The 23,928-nt window shown below is 68.6% G+C and carries 17 protein-coding genes; 10 read left to right on the top strand and 7 right to left on the bottom strand.

The genetic code is table 11. The features are described 5' to 3' along the window. Positions 1-219 precede the first annotated feature (219 nt). From OG490_RS37420 to OG490_RS37410, 3 genes are all read left to right on the top strand, one after another. Entirely contained in the window at positions 220-495 is a 276-nt protein-coding gene (locus tag OG490_RS37420) for a hypothetical protein (protein WP_330300716.1), read from the top strand. A gap of 1 nt (position 496) precedes the next feature. After that, positions 497-622 (top strand): hypothetical protein, encoded by a 126-nt coding sequence (locus tag OG490_RS37415; RefSeq protein WP_330300715.1) that lies wholly within the window; start codon positions 497-499, stop codon positions 620-622. Between the two features lie 4,697 nt (positions 623-5,319). After that, entirely contained in the window at positions 5,320-5,628 is a 309-nt protein-coding gene (locus OG490_RS37410) for a serine protease inhibitor (RefSeq protein WP_330300714.1), read from the top strand. 522 nt (positions 5,629-6,150) lie between these two features. Here the strand turns inward: OG490_RS37410 and OG490_RS37405 are convergent. Further along, a complete protein-coding gene (locus OG490_RS37405) occupies positions 6,151-6,345 on the bottom strand; it encodes a serine protease inhibitor (protein ID WP_330294187.1) in 195 nt (64 codons plus the stop codon). 20 nt (positions 6,346-6,365) lie between these two features. Further along, entirely contained in the window at positions 6,366-6,674 is a 309-nt protein-coding gene (locus tag OG490_RS37400; RefSeq protein ID WP_330294188.1) for a hypothetical protein, read from the bottom strand. Between the two features lie 504 nt (positions 6,675-7,178). On the opposite strand from OG490_RS37400, the gene OG490_RS37395 reads away from it, so the two are divergent. Together OG490_RS37395 and OG490_RS37390 are read left to right on the top strand one after the other, a co-directional pair. After that, positions 7,179-7,391 carry a KTSC domain-containing protein gene (locus OG490_RS37395; protein WP_330294189.1) on the top strand — a complete coding sequence of 71 codons (213 nt, stop codon included), beginning with the start codon at positions 7,179-7,181 and terminating at the stop codon, positions 7,389-7,391. Positions 7,392-7,442: 51 nt separating this feature from the next. Continuing rightward, the gene (locus tag OG490_RS37390; protein WP_330294190.1) at positions 7,443-9,299 is read left to right on the top strand and encodes an AAA family ATPase; all 1,857 of its coding nucleotides are present in this window, start codon (positions 7,443-7,445) and stop codon (positions 9,297-9,299) included. A gap of 451 nt (positions 9,300-9,750) precedes the next feature. On the opposite strand, the gene OG490_RS37385 is transcribed toward OG490_RS37390, so the two are convergent. From OG490_RS37385 to OG490_RS37375, 3 genes are read right to left on the bottom strand one after another with little or no spacing between them, the layout of a single operon-like run. Beyond that, positions 9,751-10,974 (bottom strand): hypothetical protein, encoded by a 1,224-nt coding sequence (locus OG490_RS37385; protein WP_330294191.1) that lies wholly within the window; start codon positions 10,972-10,974, stop codon positions 9,751-9,753. 1 nt (position 10,975) lies between these two features. Beyond that, complete coding sequence (locus OG490_RS37380; protein ID WP_330294192.1) at positions 10,976-11,758, bottom strand: ATP-binding protein; 783 nt, start codon at positions 11,756-11,758, stop codon at positions 10,976-10,978. 3 nt (positions 11,759-11,761) lie between these two features. Continuing rightward, positions 11,762-13,384: a transposase gene (locus OG490_RS37375; RefSeq protein ID WP_443065923.1), complete on the bottom strand. Its 1,623-nt coding sequence runs from the start codon at positions 13,382-13,384 to the stop codon at positions 11,762-11,764. 214 nt (positions 13,385-13,598) lie between these two features. Here OG490_RS37375 and OG490_RS37370 point away from each other — a divergent pair, with 214 nt between their 5' ends. After that, complete coding sequence (locus OG490_RS37370; RefSeq protein WP_330294194.1) at positions 13,599-15,113, top strand: restriction endonuclease; 1,515 nt, start codon at positions 13,599-13,601, stop codon at positions 15,111-15,113. Between the two features lie 262 nt (positions 15,114-15,375). On the opposite strand, the gene OG490_RS37365 is transcribed toward OG490_RS37370, so the two are convergent. Then, on the bottom strand, positions 15,376-17,388 hold the full coding sequence (locus tag OG490_RS37365) for a hypothetical protein (protein WP_330300713.1): 2,013 nt from the start codon (positions 17,386-17,388) through the stop codon (positions 15,376-15,378). A gap of 605 nt (positions 17,389-17,993) precedes the next feature. On the opposite strand from OG490_RS37365, the gene OG490_RS37360 reads away from it, so the two are divergent. The 4 genes from OG490_RS37360 to OG490_RS37345 all read left to right on the top strand — a co-directional run bounded on the left by OG490_RS37360 (position 17,994) and on the right by OG490_RS37345 (position 23,103). Then, entirely contained in the window at positions 17,994-18,908 is a 915-nt protein-coding gene (locus tag OG490_RS37360) for a DNA-binding protein (protein ID WP_330300712.1), read from the top strand. Between the two features lie 112 nt (positions 18,909-19,020). Further along, positions 19,021-19,860 carry a TnsA-like heteromeric transposase endonuclease subunit gene (locus tag OG490_RS37355; protein ID WP_443065922.1) on the top strand — a complete coding sequence of 280 codons (840 nt, stop codon included), beginning with the start codon at positions 19,021-19,023 and terminating at the stop codon, positions 19,858-19,860. Between the two features lie 775 nt (positions 19,861-20,635). Continuing rightward, positions 20,636-22,009 (top strand): Mu transposase C-terminal domain-containing protein, encoded by a 1,374-nt coding sequence (locus OG490_RS37350; protein WP_330300711.1) that lies wholly within the window; start codon positions 20,636-20,638, stop codon positions 22,007-22,009. 104 nt (positions 22,010-22,113) lie between these two features. Then, complete coding sequence (locus tag OG490_RS37345) at positions 22,114-23,103, top strand: TniB family NTP-binding protein (RefSeq protein WP_330301194.1); 990 nt, start codon at positions 22,114-22,116, stop codon at positions 23,101-23,103. Positions 23,104-23,592: 489 nt separating this feature from the next. Here the strand turns inward: OG490_RS37345 and OG490_RS37340 are convergent, their stop codons facing one another. Beyond that, positions 23,593-23,904: a hypothetical protein gene (locus OG490_RS37340; RefSeq protein ID WP_330300710.1), complete on the bottom strand. Its 312-nt coding sequence runs from the start codon at positions 23,902-23,904 to the stop codon at positions 23,593-23,595. Positions 23,905-23,928: the final 24 nt, after the last annotated feature.

Raw genomic sequence — 23,928 nt, 5'->3', positions numbered from 1 at the left:
TGTGCGAAGGGCCGTCCGCCGACGCGGCCGATCGAGTTCGGCCGTATGCTGCGCGGCGCCCTGGAAGGCGACCGCGTCCTGGTCTGTGACGAGGCGCAGTGGCTCGTCGAAGATGTGCTTCGAGTGCCTGCGTTATCCTGCGGGATGACATCGGCACGGATCTGACGATCGATGTTCACGGGCGGGGACGGCTGTTTCGAGATGTTGCAGAGTGAGCCGATGCTGGAGTCCCGGGTGTACGCGTGGCAGGAGATCGAGCCGATGCCGCTGGAGGAGGTCCTCACCGTCATCCCGGCGTTCCACCCCGTGTGGGCGGATGCGGACCCGGATCTGATCGCGATGTGCGATGACGAGGCCGCGCACGGCAATTTCCGGGCCTGGGCGAAGATCACCCATCACCTGACTGCCGGGATGAAGGAGTCCGGGCGGAGCCTGGACGAGGACTTGCTGCGCTGGTCCTACAGCAAGCTGCGCCAGCGCCCGGTGGTGGCCTGAGGTGCTGGACTGCCCGAACCCGCCGCCGGTCACGGTGGTCCTGGACCCGTACGACGACGTGGTCCACACCCGGGCGCGGCGCTGGCCTCCCGCCCGCACGGCACGGACGTCCTCACCGTTCGTCTGACCCCGGCGCCGACGCCGCGATCGCGCTCGCCCACGACGTCCTCGCTGCCCTTGGCAAGCCGGTCCCCGTGGCCGGCCACCGCCATCCTCGACCCGGCCCCGGCCCGGTCGATCGCCGCGACCCGGATCCTGGCCACCCTCATCACCACCCGACCCTGCTGCGCGGCCCGCCTGCTTGCTCCGCACCGCTTCCAGAGCTCTCCTCAGCCCCGCGCAGGCCGAGCAGGGCCGGTGCCGCGGCCTGGTTCTGGGTCTCGCCAATTCCACCGGGCCGGCACAGCGGCATACCCCCGGAACGCCAACTGCGCCAGGTGGACCATCAAGATGTCGATCTGCCGAGGCAACTCCGCCCTGCTGCCCGAAAAGGCCGAACCGATCATCGCCCACGGCCTGGCGCCCCGCGGGCAGCAACGGGCCCCTGGCGGCTCAAGCCTGGATCGACTTCGCCCGCACCGACCGCCCTCAAGGACCTTCGACGAGTCGATCCGGACCGTGCCGGTGCGCCGCGCCATTAGCGAGCAGACCGGGACTTCGTCCCGCCCCGGTGATGCCGCCGGTCACCGAGGCGGAGGGGTGTCGCGGCGGCTCCAATTCCGCGCGACTTGGGCGCACCCTACCTGGCCGGCTCAGCTGGCCACGGCCGTCGTCCCCGCGGCCCACCACCGGCTCGAGCGATGCCGCGCACGCGCGCGATCCGAAGGCGCAACGGGGCACGACGCTCGACTGCATGACCGCGGGCTGCGCCGGGGACGCATGACCCACCCTGCCTTCCCGCCTGGGCACGTCCCCGCTGAGGGCGACCCGTCTCCTCTGGAGGATCGGTGGCGGCAGCGGGACCCGCCGTTCCCAGCGATCCGCTGAAGAGCGGCACCGCCGGCCCCGATGGCCTTCGCCGAGGGCTGCGAGGATCCGCCCGCCCCAGCCTCCGTGCCCCAAGCGGCCCCACGGGCGGCGTGGGACGCCCCTGAGATTGAAGGGAGCCTCCGGCGGCCGTCACAGCCTGTGCGCCGCGCCCCGCCGACGGGCCGGCGTGGGTCAGGGATGAACCCGATCTGATGCAGGGCTGCCCGTACCCGCCTCACACACGCGGAGGACCATCGGAGAGGCGGAAGCAGGCGCGGCTGCCACGCCACCGGACTACGGGCTGCACGGCACGTCACCTGCGCAAGCAGAGGGGTGGGAACGATTCGGCCCATCTGCGACCTGCCGCTGGGTCTCCGCAGAATCGGGGGCTGCGCTGTCCTCGCCGCAGGGCCGGTGTTTGGGCCAGGTGTCCAGTCTTCGCCCCATCGGCCTGCCCGGCCGGGCGTTGGAACTGGCCTGGCCTGGGCCGTGGGACTGTCAGTTGGCGCGTGGGAATCTTCGGCCAAGGACCTTTCGGGGAAGTGGTCCATATCGAGCACTCCGACGCATACACGGGCGGTGTCCATGGGCGGTGGACAAGCGCGACGCATGCATCGCAAGGAGCCGCCTCCGGACGGCTGCCGCCTGGTGCGGTGACGAGCAGGGACCATCACGGCGCCCACGTCGGTCGCGTCAGTCAGCCTCCACCACGTGGGAGCCTCCCGACGCGTGAACGGCGGCTCAAGCGGCGTGCAGGCGCGACGCGCGCGGCGCGTCAGGCCGCAAGCGTGCGGCCTGCCGGTCGATTGAGGGCCCCGCGTTCTGCGCGCGAGTGACCAAGGCGTCGGGTGCAGCCAGTGCGGCGGGGTCGCGGTCCTTGGGAAGGTGGTAGCGACGCCGACCATCAGGCCTTCCTGGGTCTGAGTGCCCTTCGGCCAGAAGCCCGGCCTGGAACGCAGGCGGTCAAGTGGCTGCGAGCCGAACTTTCCGGCTCGCAGTGCTTCGACTCCTTCAGGCCGGCCAGGGACCCGCGGCCGGTGCTCGGCTTCAGTAGCGGGTTGGCCGTGTTCGCCCAGTCGTCACTGGTGAACAGGTCCTCCAAGCTCGCCGGGGGAGCCGAGGTAGAGCACCCCTTGGCCAGGCCTGGAAGCCATGCTCCCCTGAGCTTGTCGTCTCGAAAGACACGCTTCTGGCAAGGCACGACTCGTCCTGGGTTCCACGACAGGGGCGACGTCGGCCATCGCTCCTTGAGGAACTTGGCGAATCGCAGCGCACCCTCGTTGCAGCCACCCGTCCGAAGGCGAATGCCGGCGGATTGGATGGGAAACCCGGCGTGCTTTCGGAACATGATCGGGAATGCGGACGTCTCGGACACACCCTCCCATCCGCGACGAAAGGACCGCTCGTGCGTAGCAGAACACTGTTACGGTGGCCCCGGGAGGTGGTCGCGATCGTCGACAGATGGCGACGCACAACCACGTCTGCGCTGCCCTCGGCTCAGAACCTCTGCCCGTACGCCGCCCCTCGTGGGTGCGCAGGTGCACTACGGAGGGAATGTCGCCGTCGATCAGGTTGAGCGAGGTGCGTCGCCACAGCATGGCCGCGCGCATTGGGTCGCGATGACTGCAACTGGATCAATGCAACATGATGCGCCGCTGGTGGGAATAGTCGAGGTGGGTGTCGGGCTCGTCGTAAACGAACACGTTGTCGACGACATCTGCGTCGGGCTCCCTGCGTCGAGTCGTGCTGCCCCAGGCCGTCTCCCGCTCTCCAGAGGGGCCAGCGACGATGCGACGTGAGCGACCGGTTCCTGCCCACGAGAGTTGGTGAACCGCCGACCACGAGTCCACGATGTTCGCGTCGACCCCGACCAGCGCGACTGGACGCGCCTGCACCGGCGGGTCCAGCTCCGACAGACGGCAGGCTGCACCGGCTCGGCGGATGTGCCCGCGGACGCGGTTGGATGTCGGGCGCCCGCGATCTCGGCCAGGATAGCCCTGGGTCTGCCACGCGCTTGGCTACTTCATCGACCCGCGTGGGCTCGCGTAGCCGGGGAGCTGAGCAGGCTCGGGACCGAGCGGCCTCGGGCGCCTGTACCGTCACCCTTGAAGTACACCATCGGACGGCATCGCGGGCGGCCGGCCTCAGAGACCCGCGGGCCAAACCCATCTCCGGCCGGAACTGCTCCATCTGCTGGGCCAGCTCGCCGAAGAGCGCCGCTCCCCGGCCGTCCCTCCGAGACGCCGGCTCCGGAGGAGGGATCGGACCCCGTGTTGCGGCCTGCCAGCGCTGTGCCCGGCAGCTGCGCCCAGCATTCCAAGTCCCGCAGCCCGGGATCCTTGCGGACGCTGCGTCTGAATCTCCAGGAACGTTCCTGCTTCCGGGCGGAAGCCGGCGCCGGATCAGGCGCGCGCTCGGGCAGGGCGAAGCGCCGGCGGCTCATCCGCGTTGAGGGCCAGCTCGCCCGCCACCGATGCCGGCTGGCTCGCGCGTAGGACTGCGACCGGTGCGCCGATCGGGTCAGCCGGCTCCCGAACGCCCCCGCCGCCGACGTAGGTGAGATCGCAGCTCGCTCAGCGCTGTCCCGAGCAGGAGGAAGTTCAGCGGCGCCCGGCGAAGCGCGCTTCCCGCCCTCGTTCGAGCCTGGCCGGAACTGTCTGCAGCAGGACCGGAACATCGCCGATGTCCGCGGGCGCAAGCGGAAGCTCCCTCAACGGAAACGGGAGCAGATCTGCGCGCACGCCACAGCTCAACAACGATCGAACGGGTCTAAGAAACTGTCTGGGCATCAGACGGAGATCGGACGGCACTGGTAGCGGCCCCTGACGAGACTGGGCCAGGACCCGCCCCCCAGCTGGAGGACGCCATCAGGGCCGCGTGCACGTCCGGCAGGGACGTCTTCGTAGCGGTACAGCCCTCCGTTGTGAGCGACCTCGAGCACACGCTCTGCTCCGGCTGTAGCCCACAGACCGGACGTTGGAGGAGCGAACAGGTTCATGCAACAAAATGCCTCCTGCGGCCTGCGCGCCGGGCGCCGCACGACGGACCGAAATGATAGCGCCGCGCTGCTCGGCCGAGGGGCAGCCGGTGCCGAGGCTGGCACTGTACCCGGCCGGGTCGACGGCGGCCGCAGGTTGCCGGCCATCTGCGGCCAGCCGGGACCGGAGGCTGCACGGACCGCATCCACCGCCGTCACCGCGCTCAGCAGCACGGGCGCCACGGCAGAGTCTCGACAGAGCACCTGGGGCGCCGAGGTCGAGTGAAGCTGCGCACTGCTCAGTTCTTCTGGTTCTCGACCGTTGTCTGGCGAGGTTTCCTCGCCATGAAGCCGCAAGTCCGGGGTCTGGGACCCGCCCGCCATTTTGAGTCAGACTGGGGCGGCTCTTGGCCGGACAGTTTTGGTGTCGGCCACGTGGGGCGGCCTGGCACTAGCTGTCCGGGACGGCCTGGTACGGGTTCCTTATGAAGGATTGGGGGCCGCCGGATGACACTGGAAGTCTCGTTCTATGTGAGTTGCCGTGACCAGCTGTCATTACGGTCCCGGGTACGTTCGTGTCGGATGCTCCCGCTTCCGTGCCTCTTGCCGTCAGGCGGAAGTCGGCCCCGCGGCACACGGAGGTCAGCGAAAATGAGGGACTGAGCCTCCTCACGCTGAACGAGGACGGCACCCCTCCGACCGGCAAGGCCGAGGCCCCGGACAAGTACGAGGCGGAGCTCGATGCCATGCGGATCGTTACGGCGGCCTTGGAGGAGGCGGGCCGCCTCAGAGGCCGGTGCCCCGCTCGGCCCGATGCGGCGTGACCGGCCTCGACCAGCGGCCTGTGATCCCCGTGGAGGAGCTTGTGGTGGCGAAAATTGAGGTGGCCGGAGCTGACGGGGAAGCCGGCGGAGGAGGCCCGCGAGCAGATCCGGGCTGAGTTCCCGGAGATCGCGGTCCATGCGGTGCCCGACGGCAGCATGGTCACGATGGACTTCAACGAGCAACGCGTGAGGCTCTTCGTGAAGGAGACGGCAAGGTGGTCCGGGCCCCCTAGGCGGGGGATAGCAGCTGCCGCTGGCCAGGACCGCGAAGCAGGCCTGGTCCTGGAAGGCGGAGCCGGAAGGACTAAGAGGTGGGGGAGCGGAGCGGACCCACCCAACGGGCCGAAGGCCCGGACCCCGTGAAACGGGGTCATCTCCCGCGTAGCGCGGGGCCCCGGGGCCTGCTCCGCGGGCCCCGGCTCTGGTGGGCGCAGCGGGACCAGAGCCAGTCGGAGCGAAGCGCAGGACATCCGGCCGGAGGCCGGCCATGTGCTCAGGCGAAGCGAGGCCAGGCGCCAGGCGCTGGCCGAGCGCAGCGAGGCCGTTCAGTCCTGAGCGCTGCGCGCTCAGGACTGAACGGCCTCGCTGCGCTCGGCCAGCGCCTTCGGCGCCTGGCTCTCCGCTTCGCCTGAGCCATGGCTCGACTTCCGGCCGGATGTCCTGCGCTTCGCTCCGGACTGGCTCTGGTTCCGCTGCGCTCCACCAGAGCCGGGGCCTGCGGAGCAGGCCCCGGGGCTCCCGCGCTACGCGCGGGAGATGACCCCGTTTCACGGGGTCCGGGCCTTCGGCCCGTTGGGTGGGTCCGCTCCGCTCCCCCACCTCTTAGTCCTTCCGGCTCCGCCTCCAGGACCAGGCCTGCTTCGCAGTCCTGGCTAGCAGCAGTTGCTATCCCCGCCTAGGGGCCCGGACCACCTTGCCGTTCTTCACGAAGAGCCTCACGCGTTGCTCGTTGAAGTCCATCGTGACCATGCTGCCGTCGGGCACCGCATGGACCGCGATCTCCGGGAACTCAGCCCGGATCTGCTCGCGGGCCTCCTCCGCCGGCTTCCCCGTCAGCTCCGGCCACTCACTTTTCGCCACCACAAGCTCCTCCACGGGGATCACAGGCCGCTGTCGATACCGGTCACGGCCGGCGGGCCGAGCGGGGCATCGGACTCTGAGAGGCCCGCCTCTTTCAAGGCTGCCGTAACGATCCGCATGGCATCGAGCTCCGCCTCATACTTGTCCGGGGCCTCAACCTCAAGCCGGATGGAGAAGGTGCCGTCCTCGTTCAGCGTGAGGAGGCTCAGTCCCTCATTTTCACTGACCTCCGTGTGCCGCGGGGCCAACTTCCGCTCGACGGCAAGAGGCACGGAAGCGGGAACATCCGACACGAACGTACCCGGGACCGTAATGACAAAGCTGGTCACGGCAACTCCTCACATAGAACGAGACCTCCAGTGTCATCCTGCTGCCCCCAATCCTTCATAAGGAACTCGTACCAGGCCATCCCGGACGCTAGTACCAGGCCGCCCCACGTGGCCGACACCAAAACGACCAGCCAAGAGCCGCCCCAGTCTGACTCAAAATGGCAGGCGGATACAGACTTGAACTAACGGCTCATAGCGAGGAAACCTCGCCAGACAACGGTCGAGAACCAGAAGAACTGAGCAGTGCGCAGCTTCACTGACCTCGAGCCCCAGGTGCTCTGTCGAGCTCTACCGTGGCGCTCTCGTGCTGCTGAGCGTGTGACGGCTGTGTTGGTCTGTGCAGCCTCGGTCACGACGACTGTAGATGGCCCTGCAACCGAGGCCGCCGTCGACCTGGCCGGGTACAGGCCAGCTTCGGCACCGGCTGCCCCTCGACAGCAGCGCGGCGCTATCATTTCGGTCAATCGTGCAACGCCCGGCACGCAGGCCGCAGGAGGCATTTTGTTGCATGAACCTGTTCGCTCCTCCAACGTCCGGTCTGTGGGCTACAGCCAGGCAGAGCGTGTGCTCGAGGTCGCCTTTCACAACGGAGGGCTGTACCGCTACGAAGACGTCCCTGCGGACGTGCACGCGGCCCTGATGGCGTCCTCCAGCAAGGGCGGGTTCCTGGCCCAGTTCATCAAGGGCCGCTACCAGTACCGTCCGATCTCCGTCTGATTCCCAGACAGTTTCTTAGACCCGTTCGATCGTTGTTGAGTTGAGGCGTGCGTGCAGATCTGCTCCGTTTCCGTTGAGGGCTTCCGCTGCCTTGCGGACATCGGCGATGTTCCGGTCCTGCCGCAGACAGTTCTGACCGGCCAGAACGAGGGTGGGAAGAGCGCTTTGCTAGACGCGCTGAACTTTCTCCTTCACGGGACAGCGCTGAGCGAGCGCGATCTCACCTACGTCGGCGACGGGGGGCATCGGGAGCCGGCACCCGACGGTGAACCGGTCGCACCCCACGCGCGAGTGCCTCAGACAACCGTGACTGGCGAGTTCGCCCTCAACACGGATGAGCAGCAGCGCTTCGCCCTGCCCGAGCGCGTGCCCATCCGGCGCCGCTTCCGCCCGGAAGCAGGAACATTCCTGGAGATTCGACGCAGCGTCTGCAAGGATCCCGGGCTGCGGGACTTGGAATCTGTGAAGTTGCCGAACCTCAAGAAGCTGGCAGCCGCACACGGGGTCGATCCCATCGGACAGGCGAATGTGAGGAACAGCTGGGAGCAGCCTCTTCGGGAGCTGGCCCAGCAGATGGAGCAGTTCGACGAGTGGGTGGCTGCGGATTCTGAGGTAGCCGCCGCGATGCCGTCGATGGTGTACTTCAAGGGTGACGCAGTACAGGCGCCCGAGGCCGTAGTCCAGAGCCTGCTCAACTCCCGGCTACGCGAGTACACGCGGGCTGATGAAGTAGCCAAGCGCGTGGCAGACCTTGAGGGCTACTTGGCCGAATCGCTGACGCCCGACATCAACAGCATCCGCGGGCACATCGCCGAGCGGTGCGCCCTGCCGTCTGTCGAGCTGGACCCGCAGGTGCAGGTGCGTCCAGCGCTGGTCGGGGTCGAGCTGAACATCGTGGACTCGCAGGGTCGGCGGTTCCCACTCTCGTCGGCAGGAACCGGTCGCTCACGTCGCATCTCGCTGGCCCTCTGGGAGAGCAGCAACGACCTGGGGCAGCACGACTCGACGCAAGGGCCCGACGCAGATGTCGTGTTCGTTTACGACGAGCCCGACACCCACCTCGACTATTCCCACCAGCGGCGCATCATGGCATTGATCCAGTTGCAGTCATCGCGACCCAATGCGCGCGTCATTGTGGCGACGCACTCGCTCAACCTGATCGACGGCGTGGACATCTCCTCCGTAGTGCACCTGCGCACCCACGAGGGGCGGGTACGGGCAGAGGTTCTGAGCGAGGACAGCGCAGACGTGGATGTGCGTCGCCATCTGTCGACGATCGCGACCACTCTGGGGTTCCGTAACAGTGTGCTGCTGCACGAGCGGTTCTTCGTCGCGGTGGAGGGTGTGTCCGAGACGTCCGCATTCCCGATCATGTTCCGAAAGCACGCCGGGTTTCCCATCCAATCCGCCGGTATCTGCCTCTGGGCGGGTGGCAGCAACGAGGGTGCGCTGCGATTCGCCAAGTTCCTCAAGGAGCATGGCCGTGACGTCGCCTTTGTCGTCGACAAGGACAGTCGTGCCAACCAGAAGCATGTCTTTCGAGACGACAAGCTCAGGGAGCATGGCTTCGACCTGACCAAAGAGTGCCTCTACCTCGGCTCCCCCAACGAGCTTGAGGACCTGTTCACCAGTGACGACTGGGCGAACACGGCCAATGCACTGTGGAAGCCGAACACCGAACGCGGTCCCTGGCAGCCTGAAGAAGTCGAAGCACTGCGAGCCGGAAAGTTCAGCTCGCAGCTACTGACCATGTTCAAGGCCGGCTCGGCCGAAGGGCCTCAGAACAAGGAAGACCTGATGGTCGGCATCGCTGCACACCTTCCCAAGGACCGCATCCCCGCCGCACTGGCTGCAATCTTCGACGCCTTGGTCACTCGCGCGCAGAACGCGGGGCCTCATCTTTGGTAGGCCGTACGCGCTCGGCCTGACGCGCCGCGCGTCGCGCCTGCATACGCTTGAGCCGCTGTTCACGCGTCGGAGGCTCCCACGTGTGGAGGCCGACTGACGCGACCCACTGGGCGCCGTGATGGTCCTGCTCGTCACCGCACCAACGGCAGCCGTCTGGAGTGGGCGGCTCCTTGCGATGTATGCGTCGCGCTTGTCCACCACCCATGGAACACCGCCCGTATGCGTCGGAATGCCTTCGATATGAACACTTCCCCGAAAGGTCATAGCCGAAGATTCCCACACGCCACTGACAGTCCTACGGCCCAAGCCAGGCCGCTCCAACGCCAAGCCGGGCAGGCCATTCGTCGAAGACTGGACCTGGCCCAAACACCACCTGCGAGGACAGCGCAGCCCCGATTCTGCGGAGACCCAGCGGCAGGTCGCAGATGGGCCGAATCGTTCCCACCCACTCTTAACGCAGGTGACGTAACTCGCGCAGCCCGTAGTCCGGTGGCAGCCACCCCTTCTTCCGCCTCTCGATAGTCTTCCGCGTGTGTGGAGGCGGGTACGGGCAGCCCTGCATCAGATCGGGTTCATCCCTGACCCACGCAAGCCCGTAATGGGCGCTGCACACAGGCCAGATGGTCGCCGCAGGCTCCTTCACTCTCAGGGGCGTTCCACGCCGCCCGTGGGGCCGCTTGGGGCACGGAGGCTGGGGCGGGCGGATCCTGCAGCCCTCGGCGAAGGCCATCAGGGACGGCAGTCCCGCACTTCTCAGCGGATCGCTAAACAGCGGTCCGCTGCCGCCACCGATCCTCCAGAGGAGAGCGGTCGCCCTCAGCAGAGGACGTGCCCAGGCGGGAACAGGGTGGGTCATGCAGCCCCGGCGCAGCCCGTGGTCATGCAGCGTGAGCGTCGTGCCGTTCGCGCTCAGATCGCGCGCGTGCGCGGCATCGAGCTGAGTGGTGGAGGCCGCGGTGAACGCGGCCGTGGCCAGCTGAGCCGCCAGGTAGGGGTGCGCCGTCGCGCGGTGGAGCCGCCACGACACCTCCGCCTCGGTGACCGGCGGCATCACCGGCGGGAAGAAGTCCCGGTCTGCCGCTAATGGCGCGGCGCACCGGCACGGTCCGATCGACTCGTCGAAGGTCCTGAGGGTGGTCAGTGCGGGCAAGTCGATCCAGCGGTTCGCCAGGGGCCGTGCTGCTTGCGGGGCCCGGCGTTGTGGGATGGTCGGTTCGGCCTCGGGCAGCAGGGCGGAGGCCTCGGCGATGCTGTGGTCCACCTGGCGCAGTTCGCGTTCCAGGAATGCCCGTACGGCCCGGTGGTGGCAGACCAGAACCAGGCGGACACCGGTACGCCGGCGCAGGGTGAGGAGAGCTCTGAAGCGGTGCGGAGTAAGCAGGTGGGCGCGCAGCAGGGTCAGGTGGGTGATGGGGGTGGCCAGGATCCAGGCCGCGGCGATCGACCAGGCCGGGGCCGGGTCGAGGTGGCGGTAGCCGGCCACGGGGACCGGCTTGCCAAGGGCAGCGAGGACGTCGTAGGCGAGCGCGATCGCGGCGTCGGTGCCCGGGGTCGGATGAACGGTGAGGCGTCCGTGCTGCGGGGCGTGGGAGGCCAGCGCCGCCCGGGTGTGGACCACGTCGTCGTACGGGTCCAGGACCACCGTGACCGGCGGCGGGTTCGGGCAGTCCAGCACCTCAGGCCACCACCGGGCGCTGGCGCAGCTTGCTGTAGGACCAGCGCAGCAAGTCCTCGTCCAGGCTCCGCCCGGACTCCTTCATCCCGGCAGTCAGGTGATGGGTGATCTTCGCCCAGGCCCGGAAATTGCCGTGCGCGGCCTCGTCATCGCACATCGCGATCAGATCCGGGTCCGCATCCGCCCACACGGGGTGGAACGCCGGGATGACGGTGAGGACCTCCTCCAGCGGCATCGGCTCGATCTCCTGCCACGCGTACACCCGGGACTCCAGCATCGGCTCACTCTGCAACATCTCGAAACAGCCGTCCCCGCCCGTGAACACGATCGTCAGATCCGAGCCGATGTCATCCCACAGATAACGCAGGTACTCGAAGCACATCTTCGACAGCCACTGCGCCTCGTCACAGACCAGGACGTGCGTCGCCTCCAGGGCGCCGCGCAGCATACGGTCGAACTCGATCGGCTGCGTCGGCGGACGGCCCTGCATACCCAGGGCGTGGAACAGCTCATGGCGCAGGTCGCGGGTCGAAGGGCGGGCCCGGAACTGGATCCGGCGTGTCAGCCTCGGTGCGAGCTCACGCAGCGAGGTGTTCACAGCCAACGACTTGCCCCGGCCCGCCTGCCCGTAGATGCAGATCATGGCTCTGGCCTCGATTGCGGCACGGATGTTCTCCCGCACCATCAGCAGCGCGCGCGTGGAGACCACCTGGGCGCCCGGCAGCCGCATGAAGTGGTCCTCCCGCTCCCGGGGCAGCCGGCCCTGCCGTTCAGCAGTCGCCATTGATCAACGCTCCCCGCTGTCGTCACGTACACCACCCGCTCCAGACGGCCCGCCCTCGGCTGCCTCCGCCTGCCCGGAATCGGTCTGCGAGTCGGCCGCGCGGCGGGGGCGGACAACCGGCCGGGCCCAGGAAGCCGGAGGCTCACGCGGCGGGATCAAGTCCGGCAGAGCACGGGCCGCCAGATCCACGCCCCTGGACCGGGCGATCTCCGCCTCGGCCTGCGAGGAAGTGACCGTGCGGCGCGGACGGGGCACCGCAGCCGTCGTCGTGGCCGTGTAGCGGGCCTTGCGCAGCTTCTCCGCCGCCTTCAGATCCGCCTTCAACGCGCGGGCCTGCTTCTCCCTGACCGAACTCAGCGCACGACGCTGCTCCACCGTCGCCGCCTGGGCCAGGTAGGCGGTCCCGAGGTGCCGGCCCCACTCCTCGGTAGAGAACACCTCGATCTGCCCGTCGTAGTGCGGCAGATACCGCAGCCGGACCCGCATGCCGACGTGGCCGGCCATCCACGGCGCGATATAGGCACGACGTCGCCAGCTGATTCCGTTCGTGGTGATCTTCCGGACCCGGCCGTCGTCCTCCAGCGCGAAGAACGCCAGGCGCTCCTCCGCAACGTCCTCGACCGGCGCCGGATCCGCCTCCCACGCCGCCAACGGCGTCAGGTTCGCGGCCAGACCGGCAGGGCGGTGCTCGGTGTTCCACCAGGCCACCCAGTCCAGCAGGACCTTCACGAAGTCCGGGTACGAGAGCAGGTCCTCCACCGGATCCGGACGGTACGCCTCCGCCGGGCGAGCACGGTGCGTATAGCCCGGCAGCGAGACCAGCAGCATCTCCTCCACCGCACCGTTCAACGCCTCGACGGTGCCCTTGCGGTACGGCTTATACGCCGGCAGATCATCCACCGGAACAGCGAAAGCACCCAGAGCACGCTCCACCGTCCGGCACAAGAACTCCTTGCCCCGGTCCACCCGCACCACGCCGGGCAGACCACCGAACGGGCCGTACGGATCCTGCCTGCTGATCCCCGTGCGCAGCGCGGCCAGGACCGCATCCCTCGCCGGCTGGTGCGGAGTAACCGCCACCCCGACGATCGCCTTCGTCGCTACATCGATGAACCACGTCACCCACGGACACACCGCAGACCCTTCAAGATCCACCCGCACCGGGACCCGCTTGTGGTCCCCCTCCCAGCACGCATTCCGATGCGTCGCGGGGCGCTTCCCATACACATCGAAGCGTCGGCGGGCCTCCTCGCCGCCCTTCAGGCCCTCGCGCTCCCCCACCGACAAGTCCTGCCGTACGGCGCGGTGGAACACCGACAGTGACGGCACCGGCCCCAGCGACGGGTCCTCCACCGCACGAGCCACGAGCTCACGGTGCACCGCAGAGACATTCCCGCCCCACACAGCCAGCTGCTGCCGAATCTCCTGCGTCACGGTGAGCCTCGAACGCGGCTTCGGACCCATCCGCCCCTCGCTCCGCCCCACGGACAACCAGCTCCACACCGTGCGCTCCGACACTCCGGACACCGACGCCACCAACCGCACATGCGCCGACGTCAGCTCGCCCCGGGAATCCAACGACATCAGACGGGCAACAGCCGCCTCACGCACTACAGCAACTGGCATCACCACGTCCCCGGCGTCGGGACCCTCCCCAGCCATGCACATCACCCCTCAGACAGAACGCCCAGCGAAGACGCTGTCCGCCGCTTCCCACCCCACACAGACACGCCGCGCAGCATCACCCGAACGGAGACGGCGGGCTCAAGCAGACCGCCCAGATTGACGCAGGAGCCCGCGGGGCAGCTCTTGCCTCAGACAGGGCTACAAGGGGGGAACCATGGCGCGAAGGAAGTCGCTGGCGTCTCAGCTCATGCAGGCGTACCGCGACGCCCAGAAGGCCAAGGCAGCAGCTGCCAAGCAGGCGGAAGCAGAGCGGCTGCGGCAGGCGCGCGCTGAAGAACGGGAAGCGGCCCGGCAGGGCAGGGAGGACGCGCGGAGAGAGCGGGAGCAGGCCCAGGCTTGGGTACGGGCCAAGAAGCAGAACGAGCGGACCCGTGCCGAGGAGGCGCGCAAGGCCGATCAGATCGTCCGGGACCTGGAGAAGCGTGAAGCAGCCCGAGCGAAGGCGGCCGAGCAGAAGAAGAAGGCCGCGGCGCGTGAGAAAACCGAGGCCGACCGGCGAGCAAGCCAACAACTGAGCGAGGACCTGCGCCGAGAAGCCGCAGCCAAGACAGCCGAAGTCGAGGAGCAGGTCAAGCGCCTGAACGCCGTGCTCACCGGCAGAGCGACAGGACTGCACACTCACCGCCTGCCGGTAGAGCAGGCCTTTGTCAGCAATGGCATCGACGCGATGACTGGCCACGTCGAAGCTGCACTCGGCCAGGTCAGCTACCCCAACGGACTTCGCGGCACGTGGCGTACGGCGTTCACACCCGAATCACGAGAGCTCGTGCTGGACGTTGAGCTCCCCAGCCAGGTGGCAGTACCAGTGGCCATGCAGTACCGATACAAGGGTTCGACTCCGCCCACAGTCGTCCCCCAGCCGCGGAAAGACGCCGAGACCAAGGCCATGTACAGGGACCTCGTCGCCAGACTCGCACTCCGCGCCATCGACGAAGCGCTCGCCGTGACACCACCCGCGCTGGTCGACGTCGTGGCCTTCAACGGGCATGTCAATGCCAAGGACCGGGCCACAGGAAAGGCCGTCCGGCCCTGCCTGGTCAGCCTGCGTGCGGAGCGGAACACCTTCGAGGAACTCGTCCTGGACGAACCAGAACTCGACCCTGTGCAGACCCTGCGTTACCTCAACGCCATCGTCTCCCAACACCCCTACGACCTGGAACCCGTCCGGCCAGTAGTTACGTTCGACCTAGCCAAATTCAAACTCGCACCCGAACACGACGTGGTCGCCGGCCTTGACAGCCGACCCGACCTACTCGCACTCGACCCCATCGAATTCGAACATCTCATCCGGCGTCTGTTCGAGGCGAGGGGACTCAAGTCCTGGGTCACCCAGGCCTCACGCGACGACGGAATCGACGCAGTCGCCATCAGCGAGGAACCCCTGGTCGGCGGCCTCTGCATCATCCAAGCCAAACGCACCAAGAACGTCGTACCAGCGGAGACCGTCCGCGCACACGCCGCCATGGTCAACGACAAAGTCGCTTCCAAGGGCATCGTCGTCACCACCGCCTGGTTCGGCAAAGCCAGTCACGACTTCGCCCCGCGCCACCGACTGGAACTCATCGACGGCCGACACCTGAAGGCACTCCTCCTCGAGTACCTCGACATCGACGCTCTCATCGGACTTCCCAAGCTCCCACCCGGCTGGGCAACCCGAGACCTCACCTAACACAGGACCAGCAAGAAGACCGCCCCAACTCACTCCGCGCATACCGATCCAACGCCTACAGACTCGGCGCGAGCTCCACCCCAGATTCGGCAGCACTCTTCAGCAACAAATCAGCGCCAAACCTTCAGAGCAGGAGCGACATCACCACAAACCTGCACGTCACAGCGCTCAAAACCCACTGAAAACGAAACGCCGAACCACTGAAGAACCGACGCCGAATATCAACTGAGCAGTGCGCACCTCATTCACACCGCCGCCAGGATCAGCACGGAGGCTGGAGTTCGCGCGGGATGGAGTCGGAGACTGCGAGCAATGCGGCGTGCGCGGCATCACTCAACTCGTTGTCCTCCGGTACCGACCGCCATGTCCCGTGCCTGACGGGCCGCTCGTCGGCGTCGAGAAACGCCTTTAGAACCGGCTCGGCAGAGGCCGCAGGCCTGCCTATCTCAGCCAGGAGTTTCACTGTCGCAGTGATCGCCCGGTAGGCGCCGCCGCGCTCAGCGAACGGAGCGATGGCCTGGACGAGGACGGGGACGACCTCGTCGGTCTGTCCGGTGATCTTCCACAGGGCCTCGGAGACACGGAGGGGCAGCCAGCCTTCGTTGTGCACGTGGAGGAGTTCGCGCAGCCGCTCAACATACGGGGCGCCCGCCGGACCCATCTCTCCCAGCAGGGTCGCGGGGTTGTTCTGGCCATACGGCTCGCCCAGCTGCGGGAGCAGCAGCTCGAGTGCGGGCGTGCGGTCGCCGGTCAGCCGGCCGTACGCGAGCGTCAGGCAACGTGGTGCGAACGTCTGACCCTCGGGCGGGGCATCGAGCAGGGCCCGCAACCGTTCGGGGGACACGGCCTCGGCTGCGGCCGGACCGATCGCGGCGAGGGCATCCAGGGCCCACACTGCGGCGTCGGTGCTCAGAAGACCGATCAGGTCCGGGATCGCTGGGGTCGCGGCCGCACCCCATGCCTCGAGCAACTGGCAGAGTGCTCGACGCTCGTCGAGGGTCGAGGCTGCGGCGAGCCGGGCACGCAACGGCGGCATCAGCACGTCGGCGTGGGCCCCGAGCCCTCCAGCGGTCTCGGTCAGGCTCAGCTCGTACGTCCCCCAGCCGTCGGCGTGGACCCCGTGGTACCCGAACCCAAGCCGCTCCCCCGACAGGCGCCGCACCAGCGGCGGTACACACCGGGCGTCGCCGAGCCGAGACAACGCCCAAACGGCGTGGTCCTGGGCGGGCAGGTACGGCTCGCCTTCGTCCGTCACCATGGCCGCCAGCGCGTCCGCCCAAGGGCGGGCGGCATGCCCGCACATGCCCAGGACCCGGGCTGCGAAGAGCCGATTGTCGGGCTCGGCGTCGGACAGCAGGCAGGCCACGGCAGGGAGCAGCTCGGGCACGGCGGAGCGCCGGCGGCTGAGCATATCGGCGGCCGTCCGGAGCGCGCCCGCGCGTACCGAGGCGTCCGGATGCGTCAGCAGCCTCTGGACCGCGTCGGACCGGTTCGCCCGGTCTTCTCCCAACAGCCCGATCGCCCAGACGACCGTCGACTGGGACACACCTCCGCTCGGCCTCCAGGCGCCCGGGTCGCTGCCGCCGAACAGCACCTCAGAGACCGTCCACGCGTACGCGCTGTCGTCGTGCCCCGGTAGCGCGCGACGCAGGGCCTGCACGGCGAAGAGTCGGATGGCGGGCGCTGCATCGTGCATGAGCTGGCGTAGCCAGGTGAGGGCGTCGTCGCGCTGTGCGTCGGCGTACGGGACAATTGAGCCGACCGCATCGATGAGCTGGGTCCGCGACTCCTGCTCCGGCTCCCGGGCCCATCGTGCCCGGAGTGCCGCGATCACCTCGTCGGCTCTGTGGCGGGCTTCGGCGAGGGCGTCGGCCACGGCAATACGGTTCAGGGTCGCCGGGTCGTCGAGCAGCGGCAGCAGGTCCGTCACCGCCAGGTCCCAGGAAGCGGGCCAGGCCGGGGTGACCCAGCGGGGCTCCGCGGTGTTCGCCGTGTACGCCAAAGCCCCGACGAGTTCAAGGAGCTCGTGGCGGACGGCTGGAGCGATGGCCGGATCGGCCGCTGCCCTGAGTACGTACACAAGAGCGGCCGGAGCCGCAGAGCAGACCGCGCCACCCTGGTGGTGGACATGCGTGAGCAGGTCATCGGCTGCATCAGCGGCCTTCTCCGGCCGGTACAGATCCCGAAGCATTCCGGGTACGTCCTCGGCCGTCCCATAGGCGTGCTCCAGCCTCGCCCAATCGATGGCATCGATCCCCGCGAGAGCATCGCTCATCAGTCCCCCCTCCCCAACCCGTCCTGTGGCAAAAATACGGCACCACGCGCGACCCCCTCATGCCCCGCCGGCAGAAGCGAGGGGTTACCGCAGGGTCTCGCGGGCAGCCAAAGGGCGTGATCGCCTGGACAGGCATGCCTGAGTCCGACCGACCTCCAGCAGGGATCTACCGAGTGGGTCCGTTGAAGAGAGAAACTACCTGGTCCATGATCTGCCGAATCGCTGACCGCTACGGCCAGGAACCCAGCTGCCTACTCGGGCACTGGCGGTGGAGGAACCACCAGCCCCGGCACCCCGGCGGGGCGCTCCGCGCGGACGCCGAAGTCCTGCTCAGCCCGATGGGCAGGACTGCGCTGGCAGGACTGTGCAAGGTCGACGAGGAGACGCTCAGACATGCGCTGCCGTCCTGGGACAGCAACGAGGACGAACTCTCCGCACAGGAAGAGGCAGATGCCCCACAGGCCCTTTGGCGCGCTGGTGGTGCAGTCGTAGGGCCGGTGGCGTTCGGCTGCCGGCTGTGTACGGCACGGCGCACTGGGCAGCTGGTTCGGACGGTTCGTTACGCCGAACGCTGGGAGCGGGTCTGCGGGCGGCACGGTCGTTGGTTGCTGGACGCCGATGCCGACCAGCACTTGGAGAACCTAGACCTGCGGACGAGCCCGGAGGTCGTCGGGGCGCAGCGGCAGTGGCGTGAGGTGTCCCGCCGGGCGCGCCGGGCCGGGGTGGAGCCGGCGGAGGTGTTCGGTATGGCGCGGGCGGTCGTGTGCCAGTGGTGGGAACACTCCCTTCACTGGGAGCAGGAACGGATCTGGCCACGTCGTCTGGAGCAAGTCGCGGGCCGTGGAGCTCGCGGAGACGTTGATCGGCGGCGGGCGATCGGGCGGGACGCAGTGGTCTTCCCCGAGATCGTCGCCGTAGCGAACGTCCTTCTGGACCCGGCTGCCGAAGAACTGGCGTGGACCGACAGCGGTAGGGCGGGGCTACCCCGCCCGCTCCCTGGGGAGAGCCGGTTCGGCCGCCATCTCGGCGAGCAGGTGGGACGCCCCTGGCTGGGGCCGCTGGCCGCGCCGGACGGCGGCCCGCTGATCACGTGGAAGGCCGCCGTCATCCGTCGGCGATGGCATACGAGGGTTGACCCCTACGACGCCGGTCCGTGGAGGGTCAGGGCCGATCAGCAGCCGCCCACCATGGCAGCCCTGCTCCGTGAGCAGACCCGGGAAAAGGCCGCGGGCGGTTCCGGTACGAACTGGCGCTCAACCGTGCCGCCAGAGCAGCGCATGTTCATCACCAACCTCATCGAGGCCGCCCAGGACGAACTGCTCCAGCTGCGCGGCGCGCACCAGGGCCGTACCGCGGACGCCGCCCGTCTTCTCCTCCAGCGACTCGGCCATTCCATCGACCTGCTCGACCAGGCCCTGCGGGAGACAGCGCTCGCAGCCGTGAACGCGGGCGTCGCTCTCCACGACGTCGAGCAATGGGCAGGCCTGGGCACCGTCACCGCGGATGAGAACGACGAGTAGGCGGACGCCCACGAGGGGGTGTAGCCGACGCGGCTACCGCATCAGGGCCTCCCGCACGAGCAGAACACGCAAACCGGCCCAAACTGCTGGTTGAGGTAGTTGGCTCGGTCCCGTGACGAGCGTGGCAGACACGGGCGGTGCGCAGCCGAGCGCGTCCCCAGGGTCCGTATTCGAGGTGGCGTTCGCCGGGTTCGGCGGGCAGGCCGTGGTGCAGCGGTGGGTGGATGCGGCGGTGACCGTCGCGTTCGAGGAACTTGAACCGGTCTCCGCGTTCCCGGTGGTCCCGGGCAGACGCTGGGGACCAGGGCTGTGGTGGTCCGCGACCACCGGGCGCCATGTCGCCTCCGGGTCGAACGCGATGCGAGCCCAGTTGATGGTCCTGGACCGTGACCCGGACGTCGTCGGTCTTGCCGGACGGCCCGTACGGCTGCAGTGGCACGACGAACAGGGGCGGGGGCGATCGTGGACCCCTCAGCTCTTCGCCCGGCGTGCCGACGGCACCGCGCTGCTCGCCGACTGCCCCAGCCACCCTTCGGCGGGAGGAGAACGCGCCCTGGCTGCCGCCGTGATGATGGAGCGGGCGTGTGAGCAGGTCGGCTGGAGCTACCTGCGCCTGGACCCGCTCGATGAGTTGCTGGCGGCCAATCTGCGGTGGCTCGCCGGCTACCGGCACCCCCGCAACCAGGTCCGCCCCACCCTCACCACCGCCCTCCTGCAAGCCTTCGCCTGCCCGCGGCCACTGATCGAAGGCGTCGAAGCGGTAGGCGACCCCATCGAAGTCCTCCCCGCCGCCTTCCACGCCCTGTGGCACGGACACCTGCACGTTCCCCTGGACAAGCCGCTGCACGAACGCGTCCTGGTCCAGGCAGGCACCCTCGCGTCATCCGAAGTCCTTACGGCCGCCGGTGCGCACCGTGAGGCCGGCGGCGGCCAGTTCCGGGAGGTGCCGTGACCGCGCCGCGCAGCGGACGGCCCGTCGTGGCGGTCGGCGCGCACATCGACTTCGGCGGTGCGCGGTGGCAGGTCGTGGCGCTGGCCGGGCAGTCCGTGCACTTGGCCGGCGACGACGGAAGCAGTGCCGTGGTGCTCGCCGGGCATCTGTTCGCCGACCCTGCGTTCAAACTGGCCGGCGAGCAGGCCGAGCAGGTTCGGCCAGTGCCGCAGTGGGGGTTGTTCGAGACGGCCCCCGCCGCGGCGCGGGAGAAGGCTCTGGCCTGGCAGAGGCACGTCCGGGAGGTCGAGTGCGGACGGCCGGGTGGCCCGGACAGCGGGGAGGTGGTGCGGGTGCAGTACGACCCGGGCCGGTGGACGCTGGCCGAGCGGGAGCAGGCCAAAGCTGCCGAGCTCACCGCGCTGGGGTTCGCCAGGGTGTCGCGTACGACGGTTCAGCGGATGAGGCTCGCCTACCGCAGGCAAGGTCTGTGGGGGCTGCTCGACCGCCGCACCACCCGCGGTCCCGCTCCGGCGGGACGGCAGGACGAGCGGGTGGCGGATGCGGTGAAGGAGGCGTTGCGCAGGCAGCGGCGGCGGTCCAAGGGCACCATCAACGGGCTGTTCCCCCTCGTCATCCGAATCCTTGAAGACCGCCACGGGCCCGGCACGGTACCCGCCCCCTCACAGGCCACCTGTACCGGCTCGTCCACCAGCTCGCCCGCCCCGCCGACCTCCCCAGCCGCCCGGTACGCAATCCGCCGATCACCGGCGACGGGCGCGGGTTCACCCCGACGGTGGCGCTGCGGCCCGGGGAACAGGTACAGATCGACACCACCCGTCTCGACGTCCTGGCCGTCTTCGACGACGGCATCGTCGCCAGGCCCGAGCTCACCATCGCCATCGACATCGCCACCCGCGCCATCCTCGCCGCCGTGCTCTGCCCGTCCAGCACCCAGGCCGTCGACGCCGCGCTGCTCCTGGCAGAGATGGCCGTCCCCCACCCGGCCCGGCCCGCCTGGCCCGACGCCCTGCGCTTCGCGCACAGCTCGCTGCTGCCCCACCAGCGGCTGCTCACCTTCGACGAACGCCTCCAAGGAGCCGCCGCGCGCCCGGCCGTCATCCCCGAAACGGTCATCACCGACCGGGGCAGCATCTACCTGTCGAAGGCATTCACCGCCGCGTGCGAGACCCTCGGCATCAGCGTCCAAGCTGCCCCGCCGTACACGCCGACCGCGAAAGGCATCGTGGAGCGGACCTTCGGGACCATCAACACGCTGTTCTGCCAGCATCTGCCCGGCTACACCGGCCCCAACATCACCCAGCGCGGCCCTGGCACCCACCTTGAGGCCCGCTACACCGTCCCCCAGCTCCAGGACCTCCTCGACGAGTGGCTCGTCCACTACCACCATCGCCCCCACGAAGGCCTGCGCCACCCGGTCCTGCCCAGGGCCGCGCTCACACCGAACCAGATGTGGGCCGCCCTCATCAGCGTGGCCGGCCACGTGCCCGTGCCGCTGACCGGGAACGACTACCTGGAACTCCTGCCGGTGCGCTGGACGGCCGTCACCGAACGCGGCATCCGCCTGCACCACCGCACCTACGACCACGACCTCCTCGCCCCCTACCGCGGCCAGCCCTCCCCCATCACCGCCCGTGGAGGGAAGTGGGAGGTCCACCACAACCCCCACGATGCCCGCCAGATCTGGCTACGCCTGACCGACGGAACCCTGGCCGAGATCCCCTGGATCCACCGCGACCACACCCACCAGCCATTCAACGAACGCACCTGGCAACACGTCCGCGCCCAGACCGTCCACCACCCCGATCCCGACCAGCACGAAGCCGACCTCGCCGACGCCCTCGACCACCTCATGCGACGAGCACGCAACGGAGACGCCACACGCACCGAGCAGCATCTCCTGAGCCGCGCCACCCTGCCCCTACCCGCCCTGGCATCCGCGCCGGCCCGCTCCAGGGACACCGGCGAAGAATCCGCCACCGGCCCGACAGACGCCGATGCCGACAGCCTCGATGCCCTGGACGACTGCCCCGACGAACCGGATGACACCGAAGGCGAAGACGAGCCTGCGGGCGACAACGGCACCCCTGCCCGCCCGTATACCGGGCTCGGGCTCTACGACGCACACACGGAAGCACTCACATGGTGAACAACACCCCGTCGCGTCCCAGCACCCCGGCCGGCGGCCTCCACCAGACCGCGGACCCAGACCTGGCCGACGCCGACACCCTGCAGGCGCAGAGGCCCTGGCCGATCACGACCTGGCAGGGCTGGCAGCAGTTCGCCCACACCCCGGCCTTGGTACCACCCACACCCGATACCCCGCCGCGGAGCGTCGAGGAGCGCCTGGCCTACCACTCCGCGTTCGTCACCGTCCGCACCCCCGCCATCGACACCCTCGCCACCAATATCCGCACCCTGATGATCCTCGGCCGCCACCAGCAGACCACCGCCCGACCCTCACTCATCCTCACCGGGCCCGCCGCGGCCGGAAAGACCACGGCGCTCCTCCACGTCGGGCGCACCTGCCACCTCGCCCACACCCGCGCCGCGTCCCCACCCGGCAAGCCTTCCGACATCCAGGTCCCCGTCGCGTACGTCCTGGTCCCGCCCGGAGCAACCGCGAAAATGCTCGCGGCGGAATTCGCCCGCTACCTCGCCATCCCCACCACGACCCGGATGACGCAAACCCAGATCACCGAGAGCGTCTGCCACACCTACAACCAGACCGGTATCCGCCTCGTCCTCATCGACGAAATCCACCGCGTCAACCCCCGCACCACCACCGGCGCCGAAACCGCCGACCTCATCAAAGACCTCACCGAACGCATCCAAGCAACCTTCGTGTACGCCGGTATCGACGTCACATCCACGCCCCTGTTCACCGGGGTCCGAGGCGCGCAACTCGCAGGCAGGGCCTCACTCATCGAGTGCGGGCCACTCCCCGCCCGCCTGGGCAACCGGCATCCCTTCACCGACACCGTCACCGACCTCGAAAACGCCCTCGACCTCCACCACCACAAACCCGGAACGCTCCCCCGCCACGCGACCTACCTCCACCAACGCACCGCCGGCCGCATCGGAAGCCTCACCCGACTCATCCGGCAAGCCGCCATCACCGCCATCGGTGACGGCACCGAACGCATCACCAAGACAGCCTTGGACGCGATCCGCCTCGACCACCACGCCGAAACCACACACCAGCCCCGCACCCGTACCCCGAACCGCCGAACACCCCACTGACCTGCATAAACACCTGAGAACGCGAAATGACGCCTCGGCCCTTTAGACCCAGACGCCATCTGCAACACCCAGACATTTTCCCAACCAACCTGCAACAACCCCAGATCAAGCCACCACCAGCACCGCACAACCGCTCTCACACAGACCTGCAACACCCCAGCTCACCGAGCCATCGCTACCCCAACCACCCTCCCCCTCAGCGACACCATGTACACCCGTGCGTCTCCTGCATCGTGGAGCCCGTCCACGGCCTGAGCCAGACTCTCCAGCAGACCCGGATCAGCTCCTCCCGTCTCCACCAGCATGTCCAGCCGGTCGCACCAGATCGCCCACAACGAGTGGGCCGAGGCCGTATTCGAAGGGACCTCCCACCTCGCGCCCGACAGCAGAGCGGCCAAGGCCGCGGGCCCGCTGATGGAGCCATTCCGGGCCAGAGCGGACATCAACACCTCGAACATCAAATCGCCCCCTCTGGTTTGGTCATGGTGCTCAGAATCCGTCGCCCCATCCGAAAGTGACGTTGTACGCGCGCTGGAGTGCGTGTCGGCCGTGGTCCCCGTCGGCGTAGGCCCATGCGAGGGCTGCGGAGAACCAGAGCAGAAAGACTCCGCCGACGATGCCCAGAGCGACCAGCTTCCTGTTCCAGCTGAGGAGGACCAGGGCGATGGTCACGATGGCCACGCCGAGGTGGGCTCCCCGCGAGTCGAGGGACGCAGCCTTGCGTGTCTCTCTGCGTTCGGCCCGTTCTACGGCGAAGCGCTCCTCTCGAACAGACTGCGGTTCGTTCTCGTCGAAGTTCATCTCATCCCCTGGCGCTGACGCTAC

It is taken from the genome of Streptomyces sp. NBC_00503 (assembly GCF_036346895.1).
Lineage (GTDB): Bacteria > Actinomycetota > Actinomycetes > Streptomycetales > Streptomycetaceae > Streptomyces.
This window is presented reverse-complemented; position numbering and strand designations above follow the sequence as displayed.